This is a genomic window from Pedobacter miscanthi (genome assembly GCF_032678605.1).
GTDB classification, from domain to species: domain Bacteria; phylum Bacteroidota; class Bacteroidia; order Sphingobacteriales; family Sphingobacteriaceae; genus Pedobacter; species Pedobacter miscanthi_A.
In genome coordinates, this window is the sequence record NZ_JAVTSU010000002.1 from 384,555 (window position 1) to 407,005 (window position 22,451).

Annotated in this window: 23 protein-coding genes; 9 read left to right on the forward strand and 14 right to left on the reverse strand. The window is 38.1% G+C overall.

What is annotated here, in order from left to right; genetic code table 11:
- Nucleotides 1–5: 5 nt before the first annotated feature.
- On the reverse strand, nucleotides 6–3,032 hold the full coding sequence (locus tag R2R28_RS04415) for a DUF2723 domain-containing protein (protein ID WP_316824497.1): 3,027 nt from the start codon (nucleotides 3,030–3,032) through the stop codon (nucleotides 6–8).
- 369 nt (nucleotides 3,033–3,401) lie between these two features.
- Here R2R28_RS04415 and R2R28_RS04420 point away from each other — a divergent pair, with 369 nt between their 5' ends.
- The 3 genes from R2R28_RS04420 to pth all read left to right on the forward strand — a co-directional run bounded on the left by R2R28_RS04420 (nucleotide 3,402) and on the right by pth (nucleotide 5,784).
- The gene (locus R2R28_RS04420; RefSeq protein ID WP_316824498.1) at nucleotides 3,402–4,343 is read left to right on the forward strand and encodes a ribose-phosphate pyrophosphokinase; all 942 of its coding nucleotides are present in this window, start codon (nucleotides 3,402–3,404) and stop codon (nucleotides 4,341–4,343) included.
- Between the two features lie 87 nt (nucleotides 4,344–4,430).
- Nucleotides 4,431–5,015 (forward strand): 50S ribosomal protein L25/general stress protein Ctc, encoded by a 585-nt coding sequence (locus R2R28_RS04425; protein WP_316824499.1) that lies wholly within the window; start codon nucleotides 4,431–4,433, stop codon nucleotides 5,013–5,015.
- Nucleotides 5,016–5,223: 208 nt separating this feature from the next.
- Nucleotides 5,224–5,784, forward strand: coding sequence for an aminoacyl-tRNA hydrolase (pth, locus tag R2R28_RS04430; protein WP_316824500.1), 561 nt, complete (start codon nucleotides 5,224–5,226; stop codon nucleotides 5,782–5,784).
- Nucleotides 5,785–6,462: 678 nt separating this feature from the next.
- Here pth and R2R28_RS04435 read toward each other — a convergent pair.
- Both R2R28_RS04435 and R2R28_RS04440 read right to left on the reverse strand, forming a co-directional pair.
- Nucleotides 6,463–7,128, reverse strand: a complete 666-nt coding sequence (locus R2R28_RS04435; protein ID WP_316824501.1) for a tetratricopeptide repeat protein — start codon at nucleotides 7,126–7,128, stop codon at nucleotides 6,463–6,465.
- Between the two features lie 123 nt (nucleotides 7,129–7,251).
- Nucleotides 7,252–7,659, reverse strand: coding sequence for a hypothetical protein (locus R2R28_RS04440; RefSeq protein ID WP_316824502.1), 408 nt, complete (start codon nucleotides 7,657–7,659; stop codon nucleotides 7,252–7,254).
- Nucleotides 7,660–7,767: 108 nt separating this feature from the next.
- On the opposite strand from R2R28_RS04440, the gene recF reads away from it, so the two are divergent.
- Together recF and R2R28_RS04450 are read left to right on the forward strand one after the other, a co-directional pair.
- Nucleotides 7,768–8,871 (forward strand): DNA replication/repair protein RecF, encoded by a 1,104-nt coding sequence (recF, locus tag R2R28_RS04445; protein WP_316824503.1) that lies wholly within the window; start codon nucleotides 7,768–7,770, stop codon nucleotides 8,869–8,871.
- Nucleotides 8,864–9,154: a DUF721 domain-containing protein gene (locus tag R2R28_RS04450; RefSeq protein WP_316824504.1), complete on the forward strand. Its 291-nt coding sequence runs from the start codon at nucleotides 8,864–8,866 to the stop codon at nucleotides 9,152–9,154. The genes recF and R2R28_RS04450 overlap by 8 nt, the downstream gene beginning before the upstream one ends.
- Nucleotides 9,155–9,270: 116 nt before the next feature.
- Here R2R28_RS04450 and R2R28_RS04455 read toward each other — a convergent pair whose 3' ends face one another.
- The 3 genes from R2R28_RS04455 to R2R28_RS04465 form a co-directional block, all read right to left on the reverse strand.
- Nucleotides 9,271–9,447: a hypothetical protein gene (locus R2R28_RS04455; protein ID WP_315424920.1), complete on the reverse strand. Its 177-nt coding sequence runs from the start codon at nucleotides 9,445–9,447 to the stop codon at nucleotides 9,271–9,273.
- Between the two features lie 292 nt (nucleotides 9,448–9,739).
- Nucleotides 9,740–10,513, reverse strand: coding sequence for an FKBP-type peptidyl-prolyl cis-trans isomerase (locus R2R28_RS04460; RefSeq protein WP_316824505.1), 774 nt, complete (start codon nucleotides 10,511–10,513; stop codon nucleotides 9,740–9,742).
- Between the two features lie 108 nt (nucleotides 10,514–10,621).
- A complete protein-coding gene (locus R2R28_RS04465; protein WP_010601951.1) occupies nucleotides 10,622–11,041 on the reverse strand; it encodes a nucleoside-diphosphate kinase in 420 nt (139 codons plus the stop codon).
- A 331-nt stretch (nucleotides 11,042–11,372) separates the two neighbouring features.
- Here R2R28_RS04465 and R2R28_RS04470 point away from each other — a divergent pair, with 331 nt between their 5' ends.
- From R2R28_RS04470 to R2R28_RS04480, 3 genes are all read left to right on the forward strand, one after another.
- Nucleotides 11,373–12,383: a DHH family phosphoesterase gene (locus tag R2R28_RS04470; protein ID WP_316824506.1), complete on the forward strand. Its 1,011-nt coding sequence runs from the start codon at nucleotides 11,373–11,375 to the stop codon at nucleotides 12,381–12,383.
- A gap of 43 nt (nucleotides 12,384–12,426) precedes the next feature.
- Complete coding sequence (locus R2R28_RS04475) at nucleotides 12,427–13,428, forward strand: FKBP-type peptidyl-prolyl cis-trans isomerase (protein WP_316824507.1); 1,002 nt, start codon at nucleotides 12,427–12,429, stop codon at nucleotides 13,426–13,428.
- 194 nt (nucleotides 13,429–13,622) lie between these two features.
- On the forward strand, nucleotides 13,623–14,591 hold the full coding sequence (locus R2R28_RS04480) for an FKBP-type peptidyl-prolyl cis-trans isomerase (protein ID WP_316824508.1): 969 nt from the start codon (nucleotides 13,623–13,625) through the stop codon (nucleotides 14,589–14,591).
- A gap of 71 nt (nucleotides 14,592–14,662) precedes the next feature.
- On the opposite strand, the gene R2R28_RS04485 is transcribed toward R2R28_RS04480, so the two are convergent.
- From R2R28_RS04485 to yiaA, 8 genes are all read right to left on the reverse strand, one after another.
- Nucleotides 14,663–15,085 (reverse strand): SH3 domain-containing protein, encoded by a 423-nt coding sequence (locus tag R2R28_RS04485; RefSeq protein ID WP_316824509.1) that lies wholly within the window; start codon nucleotides 15,083–15,085, stop codon nucleotides 14,663–14,665.
- 8 nt (nucleotides 15,086–15,093) lie between these two features.
- Entirely contained in the window at nucleotides 15,094–15,558 is a 465-nt protein-coding gene (locus tag R2R28_RS04490) for a BON domain-containing protein (protein ID WP_316824510.1), read from the reverse strand.
- A 367-nt stretch (nucleotides 15,559–15,925) separates the two neighbouring features.
- Nucleotides 15,926–16,396 carry a CYTH domain-containing protein gene (locus R2R28_RS04495; protein ID WP_316824511.1) on the reverse strand — a complete coding sequence of 157 codons (471 nt, stop codon included), beginning with the start codon at nucleotides 16,394–16,396 and terminating at the stop codon, nucleotides 15,926–15,928.
- Nucleotides 16,396–16,788 (reverse strand): ACT domain-containing protein, encoded by a 393-nt coding sequence (locus tag R2R28_RS04500; protein WP_316824512.1) that lies wholly within the window; start codon nucleotides 16,786–16,788, stop codon nucleotides 16,396–16,398. Before R2R28_RS04500 ends, R2R28_RS04495 begins: the two co-directional genes overlap by 1 nt.
- A 1-nt stretch (nucleotide 16,789) precedes the next feature.
- Nucleotides 16,790–18,739, reverse strand: coding sequence for a beta-N-acetylhexosaminidase (locus R2R28_RS04505; protein ID WP_316824513.1), 1,950 nt, complete (start codon nucleotides 18,737–18,739; stop codon nucleotides 16,790–16,792).
- A gap of 269 nt (nucleotides 18,740–19,008) precedes the next feature.
- Entirely contained in the window at nucleotides 19,009–19,398 is a 390-nt protein-coding gene (locus R2R28_RS04510; protein ID WP_316824514.1) for an STAS/SEC14 domain-containing protein, read from the reverse strand.
- A gap of 3 nt (nucleotides 19,399–19,401) precedes the next feature.
- Nucleotides 19,402–20,115, reverse strand: coding sequence for a gamma-glutamyl-gamma-aminobutyrate hydrolase family protein (locus tag R2R28_RS04515; protein ID WP_316824515.1), 714 nt, complete (start codon nucleotides 20,113–20,115; stop codon nucleotides 19,402–19,404).
- 173 nt (nucleotides 20,116–20,288) lie between these two features.
- Nucleotides 20,289–20,696 (reverse strand): inner membrane protein YiaA, encoded by a 408-nt coding sequence (yiaA, locus tag R2R28_RS04520; protein WP_316824516.1) that lies wholly within the window; start codon nucleotides 20,694–20,696, stop codon nucleotides 20,289–20,291.
- Nucleotides 20,697–20,863: 167 nt separating this feature from the next.
- Between yiaA and R2R28_RS04525 the strand changes: the two genes are divergently transcribed.
- Nucleotides 20,864–22,360: an NAD(P)H-hydrate dehydratase gene (locus R2R28_RS04525; protein ID WP_316824517.1), complete on the forward strand. Its 1,497-nt coding sequence runs from the start codon at nucleotides 20,864–20,866 to the stop codon at nucleotides 22,358–22,360.
- Nucleotides 22,361–22,451: the final 91 nt, after the last annotated feature.

Sequence of the window (22,451 nt, forward strand, 5' to 3'; positions counted from 1 at the left end):
TTATGCTAACCGGCTGCATAGGGAGTAAAACGGGTAATCAGATCGTTGTACTGTTTTTCGAGGTTTTTACTTAACCCATCTTGTTTAAATGCACTGGTTAATTTTACCATTTGCCCTAAATAGCCCAGGTAAAAACGTACATCCTGTTCTGCCGTTAACTGATTTTTACTTTCCGAAACATCAGCAAGATAATTCAGTTCCTTATTTACATAATCAGCAGTTGTTTTAATCATCGCATTGGCGCGGTTCAGGTCGTTTAAGCGGTATAAACTTTCTGTAAAATAATAAGTGCTCATAACCTGGCGCATGCTGTAAAATTTAACAGGAATTACTTTAAGGAATTTATCAGCCATTTTTTTGCTTTCTGCAATTTTACCTTGATTGATCATGTCGTTTAATGCACTGTTAAACATGTTTGAAATCCTGGTTACATCATCAGCTGATTGTCTGTCCAAATGATTTGCGTTTTTGATATTTCCATAAGCATAAACGTTCATCAGGTTATTGTACAAAGGTTTGATGTTGATGCGCTCATAATCTTCTGTAATCGCCGTATCGGGTTTCAATGGAAGTAATCTTTTGTTCAGTCCTTCCGAATAAAGGTATTTGTTCAAACCAACATACTGCTCATCAGGCATGGCCCCGGTAAAATAAATCGGGCGTTTCCAATTGTTATGTACCAGGATATCAAATAAAGCTAATGTGCCCTTGGTTACGTAGTTTTGGTTAAAGGTCCACTCCATACTGCTTGCAATTTTACCGGCATCTTCTTTTGGTACCGTACCGGTATCTAAAACCTGTTGTGGACTCACTGCCAATTTCAGGTTTTTGGTCGGCAGTACATTATATTTCGATCCGTCGTTCATAGTCACTTTATCCTCATCATGATCGGAGAGGAGAATATCCAAAATCTGCTGTAGTTCGATATGCTGCGCAACTTTATAATCCTGGTAGTACATAATATCCCTGGTACCTTCAACATATTGCCCTGGTTTTAAGGTAATGGGCAAAGGAGCCGATTCGTTCTGCTTTCTCCGCATGCCATCGATATACCAATCAGCAGTAAATAAACTCAGGTTTACCACACGCACATCCGGACGTATATTTTCTACTTCCTGTGCATACCAAACCGGATAGGTATCATTATCGCCATAAGTAAACAGAATGGCGTTGGGGGCGCACGATTTAAGGTAATTTACCGACATATCCCTCGCTTCGTGACTATCAGAACGGTCATGGTCATCCCAACCCTGGTTAGCCATAATAACCGGCGCACCAAACAAAGCAATAACCGAAGCAAAAATACCAGCCCGCGCAGGCGTTAATTTTTTAAATACCCATTCCTTTAGTCCAAATACACCTAAACCTATCCAAATGGCAAATGCATAAAATGAGCCTACATAAGCATAATCCCTTTCGCGTGGCTCTATAGGCACAGAGTTGAGGTACACCACAATGGCAATCCCGGTAAAAACAAATAATAAACCGATCACGCCTGCATCTTTTTGGTTGCGCTTAAAATGCCAAACCGCACCGATAAGGCCGATAATTAAAGGCAAAAAGAAAAATCGGTTGTAGGCCTTATTTTCTATAATGGATGGAGGAAGATTTTTTTGACTGCCCAGCCTCATCGCATCCACAGGTTTAATGCCGCTAAGCCAGGTGCCGTCTGTGCCGCCAAACTGGCCATCTTCGTTGTTTTTTCTGCCTACAAAATTCCACATAAAATAACGCATGTACATTTGCCCCGTCTGGAAAGAGAACATGTATTTTAAGTTTTCTACAAACGTTGGTTTATGCTGGTCATCGAAACCCATATAGTTTTTATAAAACCGAACATGTTCAGGTTTATCGCTGTACATTCGTGGCATTAAAGTTTTATCGGCGAAAACATAGGCTGATTTTGTTCCGGCAGGTTCGTATTTCTTATCCCCTTTGCGGAAAATTTTACCCGTTTCCTTAATGTCTATTTTTTCTGAATTATAATTTTCTCCATAAAGTAAAGGCCTGTCGCCATATTGATCGCGGCCTAAATACCTCGAAAGTGAGAATACGTTATCTACATTGTAATTGTTTAAATTGGGTTTAGCCTGTGCCCTGATCACCAATAACGCATAAGAACTATAGCCAAATAACAGAAGCACAGTAAACAACATCACCAGGTTTAAAGCCCTTTTGTTTTTACGGATGGAATAATGGATGCCATAAACCAATCCTCCAATTAATAAGGCTGCAAAAAATAAGATACCAGTGCCGAAGCCTAAACCCATCGTATTTACAAAAAAGTAATCGAAACTTGCTGCAAGCGATACGATGTATTGGATCAGGCCAAATTGTACCACAGCCAACACCACAATGGAAACAAAAAATATTTTTACAATATTTTGCCAGGTAGGTTTTGGGTTCTTTTTAAAATAATAAACAAAAATTAATGCCGGGATGGTTAACAGGTTTAAAATGTGTACCCCGATAGAAAGTCCCATAATATAGGCTACAAAAAGCAACCACCGGTCTGATTTGGGTTCATCAGCCTGCGATTCCCATTTTAAGATCCCCCAAAATACAATAGCGCTGCAAAGCGACGACATGGCATAAACCTCAGCCTCTACCGCCGAAAACCAGAAACTATCAGAAAATGCATAGGCTAGAGCACCTACCAAACCTGCGCCTATAATGCCGGTGATTTGTTGTTGGCTGATTTCTTCACCTTTTTTAACCACGGTTTTCTTTGCTAAAGCGGTAATCGTCCAGAATAAAAACATGATGGTGCCTGCGCTGGCTAGGGCCGATGCGATATTAATAAAATAGGCTACTTTGGTTTTATCACCAAAAGCCAGGGTAGAGAATAACCTTTGGATCATAGAAACGATTGGGGCGCCAGGCTGGTGTACCACCTCCATTCTAAAGGCTGAGGAGATGAATTCGCCACAGTCCCAGAAACTTACAGACTGATCTAAAGTTAAAATGTACGTGAGTGCGGCAATGGTAAAACATAGCCAGCCTCCAATGGTGTTGATCCTTGAGTAATTCATAGTTAAAATTTAGTCTTTGATAATAAATGATTTAAGTGGTTCGCACTAAAAAAAGTCGTAGAAAAAAAGAAAATGTTGCATGGGATATAATCATTTTTTTATCTTTGCATCGCAAACAAAGAACAGCACGAAAGAAATTAAAAATATTTTAAAATCACTCTTGCATATTTAAAATAAGGTTCCTACATTTGCATTCCCTTTCGAGGAGAATATCCTTGAGAATTTTTGTCCGATAGTATAAGGGTAGTACAACGGTTTTTGGTACCGTTTGTCTTGGTTCGAATCCAGGTCGGACAACTAAAATTTAACGTCGGATCATGTTTAAACAGACATGATCCGATTTTTTTTAACCGTAAACTACACGAACCCATGCCATTGCAGTTTAACCCGGTAAAGCTTTTTTCCGGAACAGGTTCTAAGGGATTATCACTTAAGATTGCCGAACATTACGGCAAGCCACTTGGTAGCGTAACCATCCACAAATTCAGTGATGGCGAGTTTCAGCCTTCTTTTGATGAATCAGTTCGTGGTAGTGATGTTTTTCTCATCCAGTCTACTTATCAGCCCAGCGATAACTTAATGGAGCTTTTGCTTATGGTTGATGCCGCTAAAAGAGCATCAGCACATTACATTACAGCAGTTGTTCCTTATTATGGTTTGGCCCGTCAGGATAGAAAAGACAAACCTCGTGTAGCAATCGGCGCCAAATTGGTGGCTAATTTATTAAAATCGGCAGGTATCCACCGCATCATGACGATGGATTTACATGCTGCACAGATACAGGGTTTCTTCGATATTCCGGTTGATCACTTAGATGGATCGGTAATCTTTGTTCCTTATATCAAAAGCTTAGGCTTAAAAAACTTAACCATTGCATCGCCTGATATGGGCGGCTCGTACAGGGCACGTACTTTTGCCAAGTTTTTTAATGCTGAGGTGATTATTTGCGATAAACGTCGTAAACGTGCCAACGAAATCGAATCAATGTCGATTATTGGTGATGTTACCGGACAGGATGTAGTGTTGATCGATGATATTTGCGATACCGCCGGAACCTTATCAAAAGCTGCGGCTTTAATTATGGAAAATGGTGCAGCAAGTGTAAGAGCGGTTTGTACACATGCTGTATTATCAGGCAAAGCGATAGAAACTGTAGAAAATTCGGTATTAACTGAGCTGATTGTTACGGATACCATTCCGTTAAAACAGGAGAGTTCAAAAATCAGGGTATTAAGTACAGCAAGTTTATTTGCAAGGGCAATTGCCAATGTAAACGAACATGGATCGATTAGCGATCTGTTTAAAGTATAAATTAAGGTGGAAGGTAGAGGGTTGAAGGCTTAAGGTCTTGATACTCGATACTTATACTTGTTACTAATAAATATAAATAAATAAAAAATGAAAACAATCGCAATTAGCGGTTCTCCAAGAGAGAACGTAGGGAAACGCGATGCCAAGGAACTTCGTTACGAAGGTAAAGTTCCGGCGGTATTGTATGGTGGAAAAGAGCAACAACACTTAGCAGTAGTTATTGCTGATTTAAGAGATGTTATTTATACCCCGGAAGTTAACTTTGTGGAAATTGATGTAAACGGTGCTAAAACTAAAGCTATCGTTAAAGATACTCAATATCACCCACTTACCGACGTATTAATGCACATCGATTTTCTTCAGTTATTCGATGAGAAAGAAATCGTTATGGAGATCCCGGTTAAATTAACAGGAACTTCTCCAGGTGTTAAAATGGGTGGTAAATTAATCCAGAAATTACGTAAACTACGTGTTAAAGCATTACCAGCTGATATGCCACAAAACGTAGAAGTAAGCTTAGATAAATTAGAAGTAGGTAGTTTATTCCGTGTTCGTGATCTTAAAGGTCAAAAATATGTAATTACTAACACTCCTGAAGATACTATCGTTTCTGTTGCAATGTCAAGAGCATTAAAACAAGCAGAAACTGAAGCTGCTAAAGGTAAAAAATAGTAAACTGATATCACAGATTGATGTGATTACACAGATACTGATAAGCGGTAGAGAAGAAATTCTTTACCGCTTTTTTATTTACACAAGCTTAAGCCGCCACCCGCTCCGCTATTTATTAAAGAACCATTTGAAAATAAATTAGTTAGATTAGTGGAACAGACTCCCGACTTCGGACTCCTGACTTCGGACTTTTTTTTATCTTTGCCCCATGAAATATCTTATCGTTGGCTTAGGGAATATCGGCCCGGATTATGCACATACCAGACATAACATTGGTTTTGATATTGCTAATGAACTGGTTAAAGGCTTAAATGGCAGTTTTGATAATATCCGGCTGGCATATTATTCAGAAGTGAGCTTTAAAGGCAAAAAACTGCATGTTATTAAACCAACCACCTTTATGAACCTGAGCGGTAAAGCGGTTAACTATTGGATGAAGGAATTGAAAATAGCACCGGAGAACGTATTGGTAATCGTTGATGACCTTGCGCTACCATTGGGTAAATTAAGATTAAAATTACAGGGTTCCAGCGCTGGCCACAATGGCTTAAAAAGTATAGAAGAGGTTTGCGGCGGACAAAACTATGCACGTTTGCGTTTTGGTATTGGCAGCGATTATCCAAAAGGCAGGCAGGTTGATTTTGTTTTGGGTTTATTTGATAAAAATGAACAATTGGAACTGCCTGCGCTGATTGATAAAAGTGTAGAACTGATTAAAAGTTATGTTACCGTTGGGCCTGCCCATACCATGACAGCTTTTAATAAGTAGATGGGTTAATTGATTAGATTGATCGTCATGCTGAATTTTCAGCATCTATACTGTAATATGCTTTGATCATGTTAGGATAGCTTTTTGAAGAGCAATTGCAGTAGCTCTTTTTAATGTTTGCCCTGCTTTTTGCTTGTAGTCCCGATTAGAAGGAAATCGGGAGCTACCGCGTCAATCAGGTCTAGAAAGCAATGTCTTTGCTACTATTAAGGGTTGAATGATAAAGGCCTATATAAATTTCCTTTCCTAACATATGGTCTGTGTCCTCACAGATCATCTGACTTGACACAAATCAAGTAGAGCCGAATCCTCTTGCCCTGTACTACGCAACCCCAAATAATATTGCTGGCCGCACCACCTAAACCCGATCGCAGTGGTTCCGATTCTTCATCGGAAAGAACGGAGCGGGACTATGCAAACCTAAAGGTATCTGCAACTGATTTCCAGAAAAAATATCTATCACTGAAAGCATTTGGTTAAAGGATGCTACTGTTTCGTGATCCATCAAACACAGAATGGAAGTTGAGGTGAAATCTAGGCAGTTCCTCATTCCCAACTTGATTGAGAATCGTAATGCAATAGCTTTAAAATTCCCACTTTCGCGGGAATGACGACCATTCTTAAACAAAAAAAGACCATCTCGCGATGGTCTTTCAATTAAATATAGTTAGTTAATGATTATTTAACTTTCTCTTGAGCCCTTGCAATATAAGCATCAATTAATTGCGCTTCAGCACTCTCAGGATATTGTGTTTTTACTTTAGTGTAAGCATCAACTGCACCTTTAAAATCGTTTAAGTTTTCGTTAACCAATCCTAATTTCTTTAAAAACATTGGAGAGGTAAATTTACTTGCTTTATCAGCTGCTTTTTTATAGTAAGTAGCTGCTTGTTTAAAGTCTTTCAACTCGCTGTAAGCATCACCTAATAAACCCAAAGCCAATGGATCTGCAACCGGACTGCCGGTAGCGCTATATTTGCTTAACGATTCAATTGCTTGTTTGTATTCACCCTTACGCAAATAAATCCCACCTAAATAAAGATTGGCTAAGTTTGCCGATTTTGTATTATCGTATTCTTTTGCAATTTGCTCCAGGCCTGGATAACCGCCTTCGCCTTTAACCGCTTTATTTGATAATGAATCTACACCAACAAATTGCTCTGCTTTGTACATTTTGCTTGCGGCTTCTTCAGCACGGCCTTTTAAATACACGCCTTGATACCAAAGATATATTAACACCAATAATACTACAGCGCCTGCTATAAAAAGTAAGCTCTTATTATTCTCCTGTAAAAATGAACCTTTTTTGGTTGATTGAATTGTCTGGTTATCTGTTGTAGACATGTTTGTTTAAAAAATTTAAGATTGCAAAAATACATTTTTCAATCAAAGTATCAATCTTTATTTTGAAGTATTTAATTAATCATTAGTTATTTAGGCGTGCAGATTGCAAAATAGCGGTAACAATTAGCGTAGCAAGCTAATTAAAGTGTTAAACCAGGTTTGGTTGTCGCTAAAAATACCTGTGTGGTTAATAACCAGGTATACGGTTTGGCTTTCCGAACGGCTTATGGTCGACCTGATTCTGATGGGTTGCCAGAACAAACCAAGATTTTTAACCGATGAAGCTGGAAAAACTTCGTCGAAACCCATGTAAACTTCTTCTATATTGGATAATGGGAGTTCCAGTTGCTCATCTCCGGTAATGAAAAGACCGTTTGATGCCAACAGGATATTACCTTCATGATTATGAAGCGGTTTTAAAAAAGAGAATAAGCCGGCGATTTTTTTGATCCAGCTTGAACTTTTTTCATTGGTCAGTTCGTGGTCGTAAGACCATAGAACATTTCCCTCTAACATTTTTTGTGCTACCATCTAAATTTTTTCCTTGCTATGAAAGTACAATTTTTTTAAATGTTATTAACGTTAATTTTAAACAATGGATGTTAAGAGGTTAAAAAACGGTAAATTTGTGACATATTTATGTGGTTAAAAAACATTACCCTTCTAAATTTTAAAAACTATAGCGATGCAGATCTCCATTTCTCGGAAACTGTGAACGTTTTTACGGGTAACAACGGTTCGGGCAAAACCAATATGCTCGATGCCATCCACTACCTCTGTCTATGTAAAAGTTACTTTAACCCAATCGATAGTCAGCAGATTAAAACCAGCGAAGAAGTTTTTATGATTCAGGGTGATTTTGACCGCAATGAAAAAAATGAAAAAATTTCCTGCGGGGTAAAACGTAACCAGAAAAAACAGTTTAAGCGCAATAAAAAAGAATACGATAAACTGGCTGATCATATCGGGCTTTTTCCGGTGGTAATGGTTTCACCTTATGATGTGAACCTGATTATGGAAGGCAGCGAAGAGCGGAGAAAGTTTATCGATAACGTAATTTCGCAAACGGATAGCCATTATCTTGATCAGCTGATTACCTATAACCGTATTTTATTAAACCGTAACGCTTTATTAAAACAGATTGCCATAACCCGAAAATACGATCCAACCTTGCTCGAAATTTTGGATGAGCAGTTGGTTTTTGCAGGCAATAAGATTTTTGCAATCCGCAAAGCCTTTATGGATGAGTTTATTCCATTGTTTAACCAATATTATACTTACCTTACCGAAAACAAGGAAACGGTTGAACTCAATTATCAATCACAATTGAATGATGCTACTTTCGAAGAACTATTAAAAAAATCGGTAGAGAAAGACCGGGTGTTAGAACGCACTACAACTGGGATCCATAAAGATGAACTCGCTTTTGTCATCTCTGGTATGCCTTTAAAGAAGTTTGGCTCTCAGGGCCAGCAAAAATCTTTCTTAATTGCCTTAAAAATTGCCCAGTACGCTTACCTCGCTAAAAACAAGGGATTTAAACCGCTGCTTTTATTGGATGATATTTTTGATAAGCTGGATGATCACCGCGTTCAAAAGTTGATGCAAATGGTTTCCCACCATGATTTTGGGCAAATATTTATTACAGATACCGGAAAAGAAAGGGTAAAATCAATTTTCGAAAAAATAGAAGTTGATGTAACTTTGTTTGAAGTTGATAACGGAATGATACAAAATGCGTAAACCCAATGATGTTACCGTAAAAGATGCCATCAGCAAAATGCTGGATGTGTACCGCCTACGCCGTAAATTTGATGAAACTTCAATCCTTTCTATCTGGCCGGAAATTATGGGGACAGCAATTGCCAACCGGACGAAACAGATTTATATCCACGATAAAAAACTGTTTTTACGTATAGAATCATCTGTAATTAAAAACGAACTGATTATGGTGCGACAAGGCATTATCCAAAAATTAAATGAACATGCCGGTACCCAGGTAATCACCGAAATGATATTTTTATAGGTAAAATAAAAGGGCAAAAGTTAAAAACTCTTGCCCTTTATATTTCATAGGGAATTAAGACTCCCGACCGTAAATGGTGGGCTTTGGACTCCGAACTAAAAACTCTTAACTCCAAACTAACTTCTTCCTCCACCGAATATCTTGGATAAAATCCAGATCACCAGTGCTACCACTACTACAACTACAATTACGCCCACCCAAACGCCGGCTTTAAATATACCTTCTACTAGTTCACAACTGCTTAAGGTAGTGCATAAAAATGCGATCAGTGCTAAAGGGAATGCTTTTTTCATATTTATGTTAATTTGTAATAGCTAACATCAAATATTTAAGAAAGTTTTAGTAATGGGGTTATTTAGCTCGATTCTAAAGAATTTTTCATGGTGTTGGGTGTTACCATCTCATTGACTCAGTAGATTTCTCGGCTTCGTTGCGCTCCGTTCGAAATGACGGACTAAGGATTGTTCTAAAAAAAATCGTCATCTCTATCCGAAGGCTATCGGACCAAAATGACGACTTTAATTAATTTATTTAAGATGGTTATCTTACATTTTCCATTTCACATCCTCCATCTTACATTTTAATCTATTTTCCGTTTACCTTCAGCAATTCAACCTCGAAGATTAAAGCGCTATAAGGAGGAATATCTGCACCAGCGCCACGTTCGCCGTAAGCCAGGTTGTAAGGGATAAAGAATTTATATTTCGAACCAGCAGGCATTAATTGCACACCTTCTGTCCAGCCTTTAATTACCTGGTTTAATGGGAAAGAAATCGGCTCGCCTCTGTCGTAAGAGCTGTCGAACTGTTTTCCGTTTAATAATGTTCCTTTATAGTGAACCAATACCGAATCGGTAGCCAATGGTTTAACGCCTGTTCCGGCAGTTAAAACCTCGTATTGTAAACCACTTGCAGTTGTTTGTACACCTGCGCGTTTTTTGTTCTGTTCTAAGAAATCTTGTCCTTCTTTCATAATGGGTGCGTATTTAATTTTATTTGCTTCAGCTTCTGCTTTGTTTTTTACCGATGATGCTTTAGATAATGCCTCGTTAATACACTGTTGTGCCTGTTGTTGCGTTAAAATTACCTTGCCACCTGTAAAAGCGTCTTTTAAGCCTTTTAGCAAAACCTCGTAATTTAAGGTTGATAAACCTGTCGTTTTTAAACCGGCACCGATAGAGGTACCGAAGGCATAACTGGTAGAATCTAAGGTAGATTGTAAGCCAGCAGCTTTAACCGTTGATGCTTTAGTGGCCGTAGTGGGTTTTTTAGCAGCAGGTTTTTTTGCTGCCGTTTTGGTTTGTGCGTAAGATGCAACAGCGATACCGGATAAACATACCGCTAAGAAAATTCTTTTCATTATTTATTTTATAGTGTTGATTATTTTTAAGGCCGAAAGATACAAAATAGATAAAACAATAAAACCCCGAATTTTCGGGGTTTTAAATAAATATGGTGTGCTTTAAAATTAGAAACGTTCGTCTGCTTTGAAGAAGAAGTTACCTTCAATTTCTGCATTTTCGTCTGAATCTGAACCATGAACAGCGTTTGCATCGATGGATTTTGCATATTTCTGACGGATTGTACCTTCAGCAGCTTCTGCCGGATTGGTAGCGCCAATCAATTTTCTGAAATCTTCAATTGCATTGTCTTTTTCTAAAATAGCGGCAACAATTGGTCCTGAAGACATGAAGCTTACTAAATCTTTGTAGAAAGGACGCTCAGCATGTACTGCATAAAACTGACCAGCAGTTTCGTCAGTAAGTTTAGTATATTTTAATGCAACGATTTTAAAACCTGCATTGGTAATGTCGTTAATGATTGATCCGATATGGCCGTTTGCTACTGCATCTGGCTTAATCATGGTAAAAGTTCTGTTAGTGCTCATTGTGCTTTGATATCAATTTTTTTGCAAAAATACGTTTTAATTGATGAATAATCAATAAGCATTATTTTAAGATGATGAAATGCATTAAACAGCTAATTTGGCTCAATAATTTAAGTTTTCAACCACAAATGCACGCAGATAAAAATTTGTTTGCATCCTTTTTATCTGTGGTTAAATATGCCTAATTGCTTAACTTAATAGTGTTGCCCCCGTAATCCTACAAATCCCAAAATCTTTTAATCCTGTTTTATATGATCCTGTTAATCCTAAAATCTTAAAATCCTGATCAATCCTATTCTAAATTTACTTAGCTTTGCAGCTCGAAAAATATATGCTTACACTAACTGAATTAAAAACATTATTGGCTACGCCACAACGGATTGTGATCACTACGCATCATAAACCAGATGGCGATGCGATGGGTTCATCGCTGGGATTATATGGATATTTAATTCAGAAAGGCCACCATGTAAAGGTAATTACCCCAACAGATTATCCTACTTTTTTGCATTGGATGCCCAACAATGGCGATGTCATTATTTTTACAGAGCAGCAAGAACAGGCCGCTAAACTGGTAGATGAAGCTTCAATCATTTTTTGCCTTGATTTTAATACTTTAAGCCGTATTAACGAATTGGGCGAACTGGTAAGGGCAGCGGGTGCTAAAAAAGTGATGATCGATCATCACCTCGAACCGGAGGATTTTGACGATTACCGCCATTGGGATATCAATGCTTGTGCAGCCGCTCAACTGGTTTACGACTTTATTGTAAATCAGCTGGAAGATAAAGCAGGCATCAATAAAGATGTAGCATCTTGTTTGTATACAGGCATCATGACTGATTCAGGATCTTTCCGTTTCGAATCTGCAACATCTGAAGTTTACCGCATTGCTGCTAACCTGATTGATTTAGGAGCTGAGCATTGGAAAATCCATCAGCTGGTATATGATAATGCCAGTGAGAACCGTTTACGTTTCTTAGGTTATTGCCTTTCGAACAAGTTAGAGGTTTTAAGAGAATACAATACGGCAATTATTTCGGTTACGAAAGAGGAACTGGCCCAATATCATAGTGCAACAGGCGATACCGAAGGCGTGGTAAACTACGCGTTATCCATTAACGGAATCCGTTTAGCGGCTTTGATTATAGAGCGTAGCGATAAAGTTAAATTATCGGTAAGGTCTACCGGCGATTTCCCCGCAAACGAAATCTGCAAGAAATATTTTAATGGTGGCGGACATAGAAATGCAGCTGGCGGTGCTGCAGAAAAACCATTAGCTGATGTAGTTAACGAATTTAAATCGATATTAGCAGAATATAAAGAACAATTGATCGCCTAAGGGCAAGAAATAAACACTAAAACTTAAAAAGTCAAATTAATAAATGAAAAAGGGAATTATTATTCTAGCGGCAGCTACTTTAGGCTTAGCGGCATGTAAACAAGAAAAAAAGGGAGCTGGTGGCTTATTATATACCATCCACCACTCGGCAGGTAACGAAAAAATCAAAGAAGGTGATATCGTTAAAATGAATTTTATCCAGAAAAACGGTAAAGATTCTGTTTTATCAAACACTTTTGATAGCGAAACCCCTGCAGTATTTCCTGCACAGAAAAAAATGTACGCTGGTGATATGAACGATGTATTAACCTTGTTCGGAGAAGGCGATAGCGCTACTTTTAAAATTGACCTGGATACTATGGCTTTCCATAGCAAACAACCAAAACCAGAACAGTTTAAAAATGATAAATACCTTACTTTCACTGTAAAAATTGAAAAAGTATTTAAGAAAAAAACTGGCGAAGCTGATTCTACTTTCAATAAAAGAGCTACAGAATTTTTCCAGGCTGACTATAAAGCTACTTCAGAAAAAAAGAAAGCTGCAGAGCCTGCTAAACTTAAAGCTTATTTAGAAGATACTAAATTAGCAACTAAAACTACTGCAAGTGGCTTACACTACATCATTGAAACTCCAGGTAGTGCAGAAAAACCAGCTTTAGGCGATACGGTATTAATTGATTATACTGGCAGAGTAACTAAAAAAGGTAAAGATGGTAAATACAAAATCTTCGATACAAGTGATGAGAAATTAGCTAAAGCAGAAAACGAATTTAAAGCAGGTAAACCTTACGGTCCTCAAAAAATGCCGGTTGGTGGTACAATCCCAGGATTTACCGAAGCTTTACAATTAATTGGTAAAGGCGGTAAAATCAAAGTGGTTATCCCATCTAACTTAGGTTATGGCGAGCAAGGTGCACCACAAGTTGGTATCATGCCTTTCAGTCCGATTGCTTTTGATCTTGAAATTAAAGACATTATCAAAGGAAAACCAGGTGCAGCAGTTCCGGCTCCTCCGGTTCAAATGCCAGCCCCGGTTAAAAAATAATTTTAAAATATATTGTAAATCCTGCTTATTCAGTTAAGCAGGATTTTTTTTTGCCTAATTTTTTTGACGCGGAAGCAAGAAATAAAACATTCCAAAGATTTATAAAAACTTATTATAGCCTATCTTTGTATCATCTAATAAAATAGCCCATATCCCGAAATGGATTAAAGGCTGATTTTTAATTAATATACTAAATGAAAAAAGGAATAATTATTCTCTTGGCAGCAGCATTAGGACTATCTGCCTGCAACAAATTCGAAAAGGGTGAAGGAGATATGACTTACAAGATCTATAAAAGTGATGGTAAGCCAAAAATTCAGGATGGCGATTATGTAAAGCTAAACGGCGTGCAAACCGTAGAAACCAATACGAATCCTGATTCGGTAATGGTAAACACTTATGATAATGAGCGACCTGCCTTTTTTGCCATCAGTAAATCAATGTTTAAAGGTGATTTGGCTTCAGGATTAAAATTGCTTGGCGAGGGCGATAGTGCAGTTTTTAAACTCAATCTCGATTCGATGGAAAAATATTCCGGTCAGCCGAAACCAAAAGGTTTAAAATCGAACATTGCTTCATTTACCATTAAAATTGAGAAGGTTTTACACAAAGGAAAAGATGCAGATTCTGTTTTTGAGGCGAAAAAACGACTTTTCTTCGAATCAGAATACAAAGCTTTAAACGAGAAAAACAAAACGGTAGAGCCCGCTAAAATCGCAAAATACGTGGCTGATAACAGTTTAACGGTAACTACAGCACCATCTGGTTTGCAGTATGTAATTTCTGCGCCAGGCAATTCGGAAAGGGCAACTTTAACCGATACCGTATTAATGGATTATACTGGTCAGTTTACCAATAAAAAATCGAACGGGACATTAAATGTTTTCGATACTTCGGATGCAAAAATCGCGAAAGAAGCAGGGATTTTCTCAGAGAGCGTACAATATGTGCCACGCAGTTTACCATTAGGGCAATTGCCACAAGGTGTTATCCAGGGTATTCAGCTTATTGGGGTAGGTGGTAAAATTAAAATGATTTTACCTTCGAAATTAGGTTTTGGCGAAAACGGTGGCGGACCGATTAATCCTTTTACGCCATTGGTATTTGATGTAGAATTAAAGGGCATTATTAAGCCAAATGCTGGTTTACCTTTAGCTAAATAATTTATACAGACCTTATAGGTTTAAAAACCTATAAGGTCTTAAAAGTGTTTTTATTAAACCGCGCAGTTTTTTTACGCCTGCGCTTCCAGGTATTGTGCATAACAATATCCTTCTTCACCATCCTTGGTTCGTACCAGCCACCATAAATCATTGCTTCGGTTAACCAACGTAATCACTTCGCCATGCGCCGCTTTACCTACAATAGGCTGATCGGTACCAGGACCTTTACGGATATTTAAATTACTACTTTCTGTAACTACCTTTGCATGTGTAACAGCAGCATCAATGGCTACATTTACATTCAGCACCAAATCGCCAGAGGTAAAGTTTGGATCAATCTGGTTGTAAACTTCCCAAAGGTGGTCTTTTGTTGCACCATCGGCCGCAGTTCCGTCTACATATAAAACGCCATCTTGTTCCCTTACGGCTAAATCAGTTATACCTGCTACACTTGCTGCATCGGTTAATGCTTTATATTTATCTGTTAATGCCATAACTGAACTTATTTAATGGTTAATTTATTTTCTATTTTTTTAGGTTTTAATGCACTTAAATGTTGCATTAAGGTAATCAGAGATGCTTTTTTGATCTCTCCCGTTAATAAAATTACACCATCTTTAACCTCAGTTTTTACCGTCGGAAAATCCTTTGCAGCATCGGCAACATTTTTAATTAAAGCCGCGTCATCTGCAATTACAACAGGTAAATCTGTCGGTTTAATTATTAAATTGTTAATTACAGACTTTACACCTTTTTCGGCTTTTGCAATTTCTTCGGCCTTGGCTTTAATGGCCTCATCGTCAACTATCCCTGTTAAGGTAACATCGCCCTTGGTAACTGCCACCGTAATGCCTGCCGCCTCTTTGGCTTGAATTGCAGCCTGAATAGCCGCGTCTTTTGGTTTACAGCCCGAAAAAAATAACGTGACTGCAATAACCGCACTCATTAAAAATTTACTTGTTTTCATCCTTTTGGTTTTATAATTGATATTATTTGAATTTGCAAACCATAGAAATTGGGATTATTTCTTTTTTGCTATCGATAGGATGAATTCGACAGGGCTAATATAGGAAATGAGTTTAATTAGGAAAGAAAATACGGTATAAAAATTAAATAAATTTTAAATGAAGGTCTACAAAAGAACTGATTACTGAAAATTGTAAACTGATTTGGGCGTTCCCCAATCCCGTGAAGTACGGATTGGGGCGGGCTTTTCAGGGCTGCGCTTCGCTCCGGTACCGATGAAGAATCGGTACTGAACCCTTACAATCCCTAACGCAAAACCAACTATTATGAAACAAATCCGTGGGGTTAAATCTGCCGGTTAATGAAGACTAAACCCAGTTTTTAAAAGGTTTAACGGTGAGGTTAGAATTGTAATATTTTTCTTCTTCGGTAACTTCATTGCTTACCCAATCCGGTAAATCGAAATTTTCATCTTCGCTTTCCAGTTCAATTTCGGCAACAATTAAACCTTCATTTTCACCTGAAAATACATCTACTTCCCAAAGTTTGCCACCCATAGTAATTTCATATCTTGTTTTCGAAAGTTCAGAAATAGCGAAATTGTCTAATAATTCTGTCGCTTCCGGTAGGGGGATTTCATATTCAAACTCCATCCTTGTAGCACCAATGGTTTTACCTTTTATGGTTAAAAACCCTTTGCTTTCGGTTGCCCTTACCCGGATGGTTTTATCTTTATCGGTTAACAGATAACCCTGCCTGAAAAGTTTTCCTTCCGGTTTATTCAGGTTATCCCACTTTTGCTGATCGATTAAAAATTTGCGCTCTATTTCTTTTCCCATTATTCGGAGAGTTGTTTTAAAATGGTCATGGCTGCTTCAGTATCTTCTACACCCACAAATATATGATCGTGATAATAGGCTGCAATAACGTTACAGCTAATGCCTTTTGCTGATAGTGCAGTTGAAAATGCTGCTGTTAAGCCTACGGCTTCTAATGATGAATGTACCGTTAATGTAATCCACGAGGCAATAAACGTATATTCTAAACCCAATTGATCTGCAATTTCTTTTTTTAAAATTACAGTGGTTGCTTCCTGTTCTCTGAACATACAAATTACCTGTTCGAAATTTATTGTATTCGGATTTTCAACCTTACAAAATACAAATTCGCCAGGATGATGTGCTGGTTTCATTGTTTTTAACAGCTTTGCCAAGCTTTTTTCGCCTGTCATTTTATCTCGCCCTTTTTTGTAAATCTGCTACAGGCATGCTGATCAATCTACCGATTGGCTGTTTACCGCGATAGGTAATTACACGTAATATGCTCGCATCTTTAGGTACTTGCAATGCGGCCGTATATTTCGGGTAAAAGCGGTCAGGAGTAGAGTTATCAAAACTGTAATAAATGTCCAAACCATCAATCTCTGGAGTTAGCTCTACCATTAATTGTTTATCGGCACTGCGTTTTACTGCGAAAATCGGATCGTATATGGCGGGTGAATATTTAATTTCTGCTAAATCCAAACGTTTAAAATGTTGCTGCGTTCGATCAACAAAGTTTGTCCAGTTTTTCTTTTCAATCGGACTCCAGATCGATTCTGCAATGGCAAATGCTCGTGGATAAACCATGTATTCTACCTGGCGGAAGGTGAAAATCTGCTCCGTCCAAAGGTTTGCTTGTCCACCAATAACATATTGCGCATTTACCCCTGCCGGTACGGGATTAAACTGATAGGCTTTATTTAACCTTAATGAAGCATAAACCTTAGGTTCGGTAATTACATCAGCCTGCATGTAATCCAGGTAGGCAAATTCGGTTGGGCTCATCACTACATTGTGTTTTTCGTTAGCTGCCTGGATACCATATTTCATACCTCTCCAGCTCATTACTGCTGCTGTTGGCGATACGCCTCCATCTAAAATCTCGTCCCAACCCATAAATTTCTTTCCTTTGGCTACCACGATCTGTTCTACACGTTTCTCAAAATAAGCCTGAACCTGTGGAATGGTTTTTAAACCTTCGCGAAGCATTAAGGCCTTCACCTGGTCGTTTTTCTCCCAAAAATTATGCGAAGCCTCATCACCACCCATGTGGATATATTCGAAAGGGAAAAGTTGCGCAATTTGGGTAATTACGGTATCTAAAAAGCTATAAACTTTTTCGTTTGCCGGGCAAAGCGTATTATCAACCAAAGCGATTGGTGGGGCACCTCGGCTCCAATCCATAATTTTTTCGCCCGAACGTACTTTATAATTCACCGCATCCGGTGTGCACGATAATTCGGGATAAGAAGAAATAATGGCTAAACTATGCCCCGGAACATCAATTTCTGGTAATATGTTTACAAAACGTTCCTGCGCATACTGAACCAGCTCTTTAATATCTTCCTGGGTATAAAAACCGCCATAAGTACGGGGTTCATCAGCCGTTGGTGGAATAAAATCGCCAAAGGTTCCTGTTTTTTTAACACTCCATGCACCAACTTCGGTTAATTTAGGCAAACCTTTAATTTCGATCCTCCAGCCTTCATCATCTGCAAGGTGTAAGTGCAGTAAATTAAATTTATAGCGCACCATGTCATCTATAAATTGCTTTACTTCCTGTTTGGTAAAAAAGTGACGGGCAACATCAAACATTAAACCTCTCCAGCCTAGTTTTGGATAATCAACCACATCTACACAGGGCGCTTTCCATTTAATATCGTTTACCAGTTCTTTGCTCTCTATTTCGGCAGGAAAAAGTTGCAGTAAAGATTGAACGCCATAAAAAATACCTGCAGGCTTATTTGCAGTAATTACAATCTGGGTAGGGTTAACATTTAATTTGTAACCTTCTTTACCCAGTTGAGTATCGTCCTGTGTATTTAAAATCAGTTTAATGGTAGGGTGGTTTGAATTGCTTACAGTGCTTACAAACTTGCCCGTAGCGGTGGTAATCCGATCGGATAGGTAAGTAACAGATTGTTTTAACTCTCCACTTCTAACGGCCTGTATAATTACATTTTCTGGAAGGGTAAAAGTCCCCGCTTTTTTCATTAAAGAAACCGGCTCTGGAATAATGGCAATCGGTGTTTGTGCAACAGCACTTTCAGCATCGCCGATTTCAGTTTCTGTAACGATATTTTGAGCGAAAGTATTGGCTGTAAAGAAACAGCAGGAGATAATCAGAAATAATTTTTTCATTAAAATAATTAAAGCGGTTTAACCGGATAAGTATAATCCGCAATTTATTAAAAAAGATTTTAATTGGAGGTATTTGGGCAGAGGGAAATGAGCAAGAAGCAAAGCGCTGAGCGAATAGCGTTTAGTATTGGGATAAAACTTGTGATTGAATTTAGGAAATTAGAGATTTGTCAGTCTGAGGGGTAATTTATTGTATAAAAATCTGTACCAGATTCTTCATTACATTCAGATTGACATCATGATAGGGAATTATTGCATTAAAGCTTAATTTACAAAAACTGCTTCAGCCATTCCCTGGCTTTCTCCTCATCAGTAAACGATTTAATGGGAATAGGAGGGTTTTGAAACTTAAAAAGTATCTTCATAATTAATTGCGCCAAACCCGGTTTCGAAACCATGGCCATGGCGGTATAAATTTGTGGTAATTGTTCAGTCGAAAATTTTCTTGTTGCTTTATCCGGAACGGGAGAATTTTTTAAATAAATCAATAACGGAACTTTTTTATTATTGGTGATTTTTTTTACCAGTGCAACATTGGCTGAAATGTTTTCAACGGTGCGTAAAATACTTTTGCTGTACGAAATCAGGATTCCATTATCGGTTAACAAATAATCGGCAATTTCTCCTTCAATAAGCTGGTTATCGCGTTCGTTTTCCATGTATTACCTTAGTTTTTCGCTAATAATTGCATTTATAAAAGCACTATGTATATTCTTACTAAAAGGCCCATGCTGATCTTTTAACCTTTCAGGATGCCATTGCACAAATAACAAAAAAGATTTTCCTTCAGGTTCGAGCCTTTCAATGGCTTCAGCAATACCATCCGGAGAAATGGCGCTTACCACCAGTGCCTTTCCTACTTTGTCTGTACTTTGGTGATGGTTGCTGTTTACCAAACCTTTATCTGTATTCACAATCCGGTTTAACCATGAGGATGGATTTATGGTAATTTCGTGATAACGGTCTGATTTATCGGGCATTTTAGAATGATCAAATTTCCCCCAGCTGGCAATATCAGGAATTAAAGTACCACCAAAAAATACATTTCCAATCTGTATCCCGCGACAAATACCCAAAACAGGAATAGCATTGGTTTCGGTATATGCTAAAACCTTAAATTCAAATTCATCACGTTTTTCATCAATATCATCTTCGTAACAATAGGGATAATATTCGGGCTGGTTATAAAACCTCGGATGAACATCCTCCCCACCCGTTAAAACAATCCCATGGCATTTTTTTATTTCTTCGAAGTTATCGAATTTATAACCCAGCTGGATTACTTCTACCTGCTCATTAAAGGATAAAACCCAATTGCGATAAATATCGAATTTGCTGCAATCAGTAACTCCAATGATTATTTTATCTGATTTCATTTTCTTCTGTTTTTACCCGAGCTATTTTAATGGTAATAAAATAGGCTGTATCATTAACATATTGTCATCCTGGGCCTATAGAAGGACCTGTCATAATACCTCTAAGGCATTTTGAAAGGCTCAATGTGACAAACTTTTAGAGAAAATGTTTTACGATACAGCCTCTTTAATTCTTACTCCAAATCGCGGTTTTTATTCACGATCTGGCTGTCTCTCGTATTTTTCTGTACCGTAATGGCACCAAATAGCGAGAGTAAAAAGGCAAAGGCATAAAATCCCTTTTCGCTCGGTAGCAAGGTTGCATTCCACAAACCAATTACCAGCAGGGTAATGGTTAACAGGGTAGAGAACCAGCTAAGGCCGTAATAAATTTCCGTAACCGGAATTCCTTCCAGTTTATCGCGTACAGCTTTTTGTAAAGAGATTACCGCAAAAAGACCAAACATTAATACGGTAAAATAATATCCTTTTTCATTAAGAAGCATATCAGAACGCCACAGGCCTACAATAAAGCCGATCATTCCGATACCCAACGCAATCCAGGCCGCAGCCACGAATGCATTCGATGGTTTTTGATTCATTGTTTTGAGATTTAATTTAATTCAATAGGAAACGCTAAAGATTGGCAAAAGGTATAACAATTAAAAGAGACTGGTCTGTTTTTTTGAAATAAGGTTGGTTACCCTAAAAAAAAATCAAACAAAATTCAATCTTTCGCATTATAGCTGTATAACCTTACCTTAGTTATATGCGAACCTTGCTTACTTCTGCGCAAATGCGCAGTGCCGATCAGTTTACCATTGCCCATAAACCCATTGCCTCTATCGATTTGATGGAAAAAGCGGCAAGGGCTTTTGTGCAGAGTTTTTTAAGAGATGAGTTTGATACCACAAAAAGTGTAGCCATTTTTTGCGGAAAAGGTAATAATGGTGGCGACGGACTGGCCATAGCGCATTTATTGCTCACTAACGGTTATGTTAACATAAAAATTTATATCGTTAATTTCAGTAGCAGGCAAAGCGATGATTTTGCCATCAACTTACAGCGGATTGATGAATCGCGATGCAAAAAAGTGGAAATCAACCAGCCTTCGGAGCTGAAAAACTTAAAAGCAGATCTCATCATCGATGCCATTTTAGGATCGGGCTTAAACAAAACTTTAACTGGCCATTACGAAGAACTGGTTCAGGCTATCAATAAACTCAACAAAAAAGTGTACGCCGTTGATGCACCTACAGGTTTTTTTGCTGAAGGAAAGTTACCTAAAGTGTACAATGGCATAAAAGCCTATAAAACCATCTCGTTTCAACGCCCGAAAATTAATTTTTTCTTTCCAGAATCTGCAGAAGCTACTGAAAAGTTCGAAGTTGTAGAAATCGATCTGGACGAATCCTTTATCCAAAAACAGGATACCGGCTTTTATTTAATTGAAGAAACAGATATTGAGAAATTGCTTCATCCCCGTAAATTATTTAGCCATAAAGGAACTTATGGTCATGCACTAATTATTGCGGGAAATACGAATACCATGGGGGCTGCCCTGCTTTCATCAATGGCTTGTTTACATGCAGGTGCCGGTTTAACCACCGCGTGTATTCCGGCAATTGGATTAACAGCTTTAAATACAACCCTGCCTGAAGTGATGGCCTTGCCAAGGGATGAATATACAAGGATTGAGAATCCTAAAAAGTACCAGTGTATTGCCATCGGTCCGGGTTTAGGGACGGATGCAGAAAATGAAAAATTGCTGGAAAGTCTGATTCAGGCCAAACAGCCTTTGATCATTGATGCCGACGCTTTAAATATTTTGGGAGAAAAACCTGATCTGATCGAAAAACTTGCCCCAAATAGTATCCTCACGCCACATGTAAAAGAGTTTGATCGCTTATTCGGTGAACATGAAAGCTGGTGGGATCGGGTACAATCAGCCAGAGAACAGGCAAAAAAACTCAAAATTGTAATTGTCCTTAAAAACCAATATACCTTTATCTGCCTGCCAACAGGGAAGGTGCTTATTAATCCAACCGGTAACCCGGCAATGGCTCAGGGTGGCATGGGCGACATCCTAACCGGAATTATTGCTGGTTTTGTGGCACAGCAGCATTCAGCAACTAATGCTGCTATTTTAGCCTGTTATATCCATGGTAAAGCTGGTGACCATCTGGCGCACAATCATTTTGTGGTTACGGCATCTCAGGTTGCAATAAGAATATCAGAAGAGATTAAAATACTCATATCCAAATAGTTTTAAATTTTTGTTGTGGAAAAAAAAACAAAAATATTCTACTATGTTTCTAGTTAATAATTTATAGTTTAAGGGAATATTTAAATCAGAT

Coding starts and splice junctions, on each gene's coding strand:
- R2R28_RS04415 (WP_316824497.1), bottom strand. CDS start 3,032: ATGAATTACTCAAGGATCAACACCATTGGAGGCTGGCTATGTTTTACC.
- R2R28_RS04420 (WP_316824498.1), top strand. CDS start 3,402: ATGCCATTGCAGTTTAACCCGGTAAAGCTTTTTTCCGGAACAGGTTCT.
- R2R28_RS04425 (WP_316824499.1), top strand. CDS start 4,431: ATGAAAACAATCGCAATTAGCGGTTCTCCAAGAGAGAACGTAGGGAAA.
- pth (WP_316824500.1), top strand. CDS start 5,224: ATGAAATATCTTATCGTTGGCTTAGGGAATATCGGCCCGGATTATGCA.
- R2R28_RS04435 (WP_316824501.1), bottom strand. CDS start 7,128: ATGTCTACAACAGATAACCAGACAATTCAATCAACCAAAAAAGGTTCA.
- R2R28_RS04440 (WP_316824502.1), bottom strand. CDS start 7,659: ATGGTAGCACAAAAAATGTTAGAGGGAAATGTTCTATGGTCTTACGAC.
- recF (WP_316824503.1), top strand. CDS start 7,768: ATGTGGTTAAAAAACATTACCCTTCTAAATTTTAAAAACTATAGCGAT.
- R2R28_RS04450 (WP_316824504.1), top strand. CDS start 8,864: ATGCGTAAACCCAATGATGTTACCGTAAAAGATGCCATCAGCAAAATG.
- R2R28_RS04455 (WP_315424920.1), bottom strand. CDS start 9,447: ATGAAAAAAGCATTCCCTTTAGCACTGATCGCATTTTTATGCACTACC.
- R2R28_RS04460 (WP_316824505.1), bottom strand. CDS start 10,513: ATGAAAAGAATTTTCTTAGCGGTATGTTTATCCGGTATCGCTGTTGCA.
- R2R28_RS04465 (WP_010601951.1), bottom strand. CDS start 11,041: ATGAGCACTAACAGAACTTTTACCATGATTAAGCCAGATGCAGTAGCA.
- R2R28_RS04470 (WP_316824506.1), top strand. CDS start 11,373: ATGCTTACACTAACTGAATTAAAAACATTATTGGCTACGCCACAACGG.
- R2R28_RS04475 (WP_316824507.1), top strand. CDS start 12,427: ATGAAAAAGGGAATTATTATTCTAGCGGCAGCTACTTTAGGCTTAGCG.
- R2R28_RS04480 (WP_316824508.1), top strand. CDS start 13,623: ATGAAAAAAGGAATAATTATTCTCTTGGCAGCAGCATTAGGACTATCT.
- R2R28_RS04485 (WP_316824509.1), bottom strand. CDS start 15,085: ATGGCATTAACAGATAAATATAAAGCATTAACCGATGCAGCAAGTGTA.
- R2R28_RS04490 (WP_316824510.1), bottom strand. CDS start 15,558: ATGAAAACAAGTAAATTTTTAATGAGTGCGGTTATTGCAGTCACGTTA.
- R2R28_RS04495 (WP_316824511.1), bottom strand. CDS start 16,396: ATGGGAAAAGAAATAGAGCGCAAATTTTTAATCGATCAGCAAAAGTGG.
- R2R28_RS04500 (WP_316824512.1), bottom strand. CDS start 16,788: ATGACAGGCGAAAAAAGCTTGGCAAAGCTGTTAAAAACAATGAAACCA.
- R2R28_RS04505 (WP_316824513.1), bottom strand. CDS start 18,739: ATGAAAAAATTATTTCTGATTATCTCCTGCTGTTTCTTTACAGCCAAT.
- R2R28_RS04510 (WP_316824514.1), bottom strand. CDS start 19,398: ATGGAAAACGAACGCGATAACCAGCTTATTGAAGGAGAAATTGCCGAT.
- R2R28_RS04515 (WP_316824515.1), bottom strand. CDS start 20,115: ATGAAATCAGATAAAATAATCATTGGAGTTACTGATTGCAGCAAATTC.
- yiaA (WP_316824516.1), bottom strand. CDS start 20,696: ATGAATCAAAAACCATCGAATGCATTCGTGGCTGCGGCCTGGATTGCG.
- R2R28_RS04525 (WP_316824517.1), top strand. CDS start 20,864: ATGCGAACCTTGCTTACTTCTGCGCAAATGCGCAGTGCCGATCAGTTT.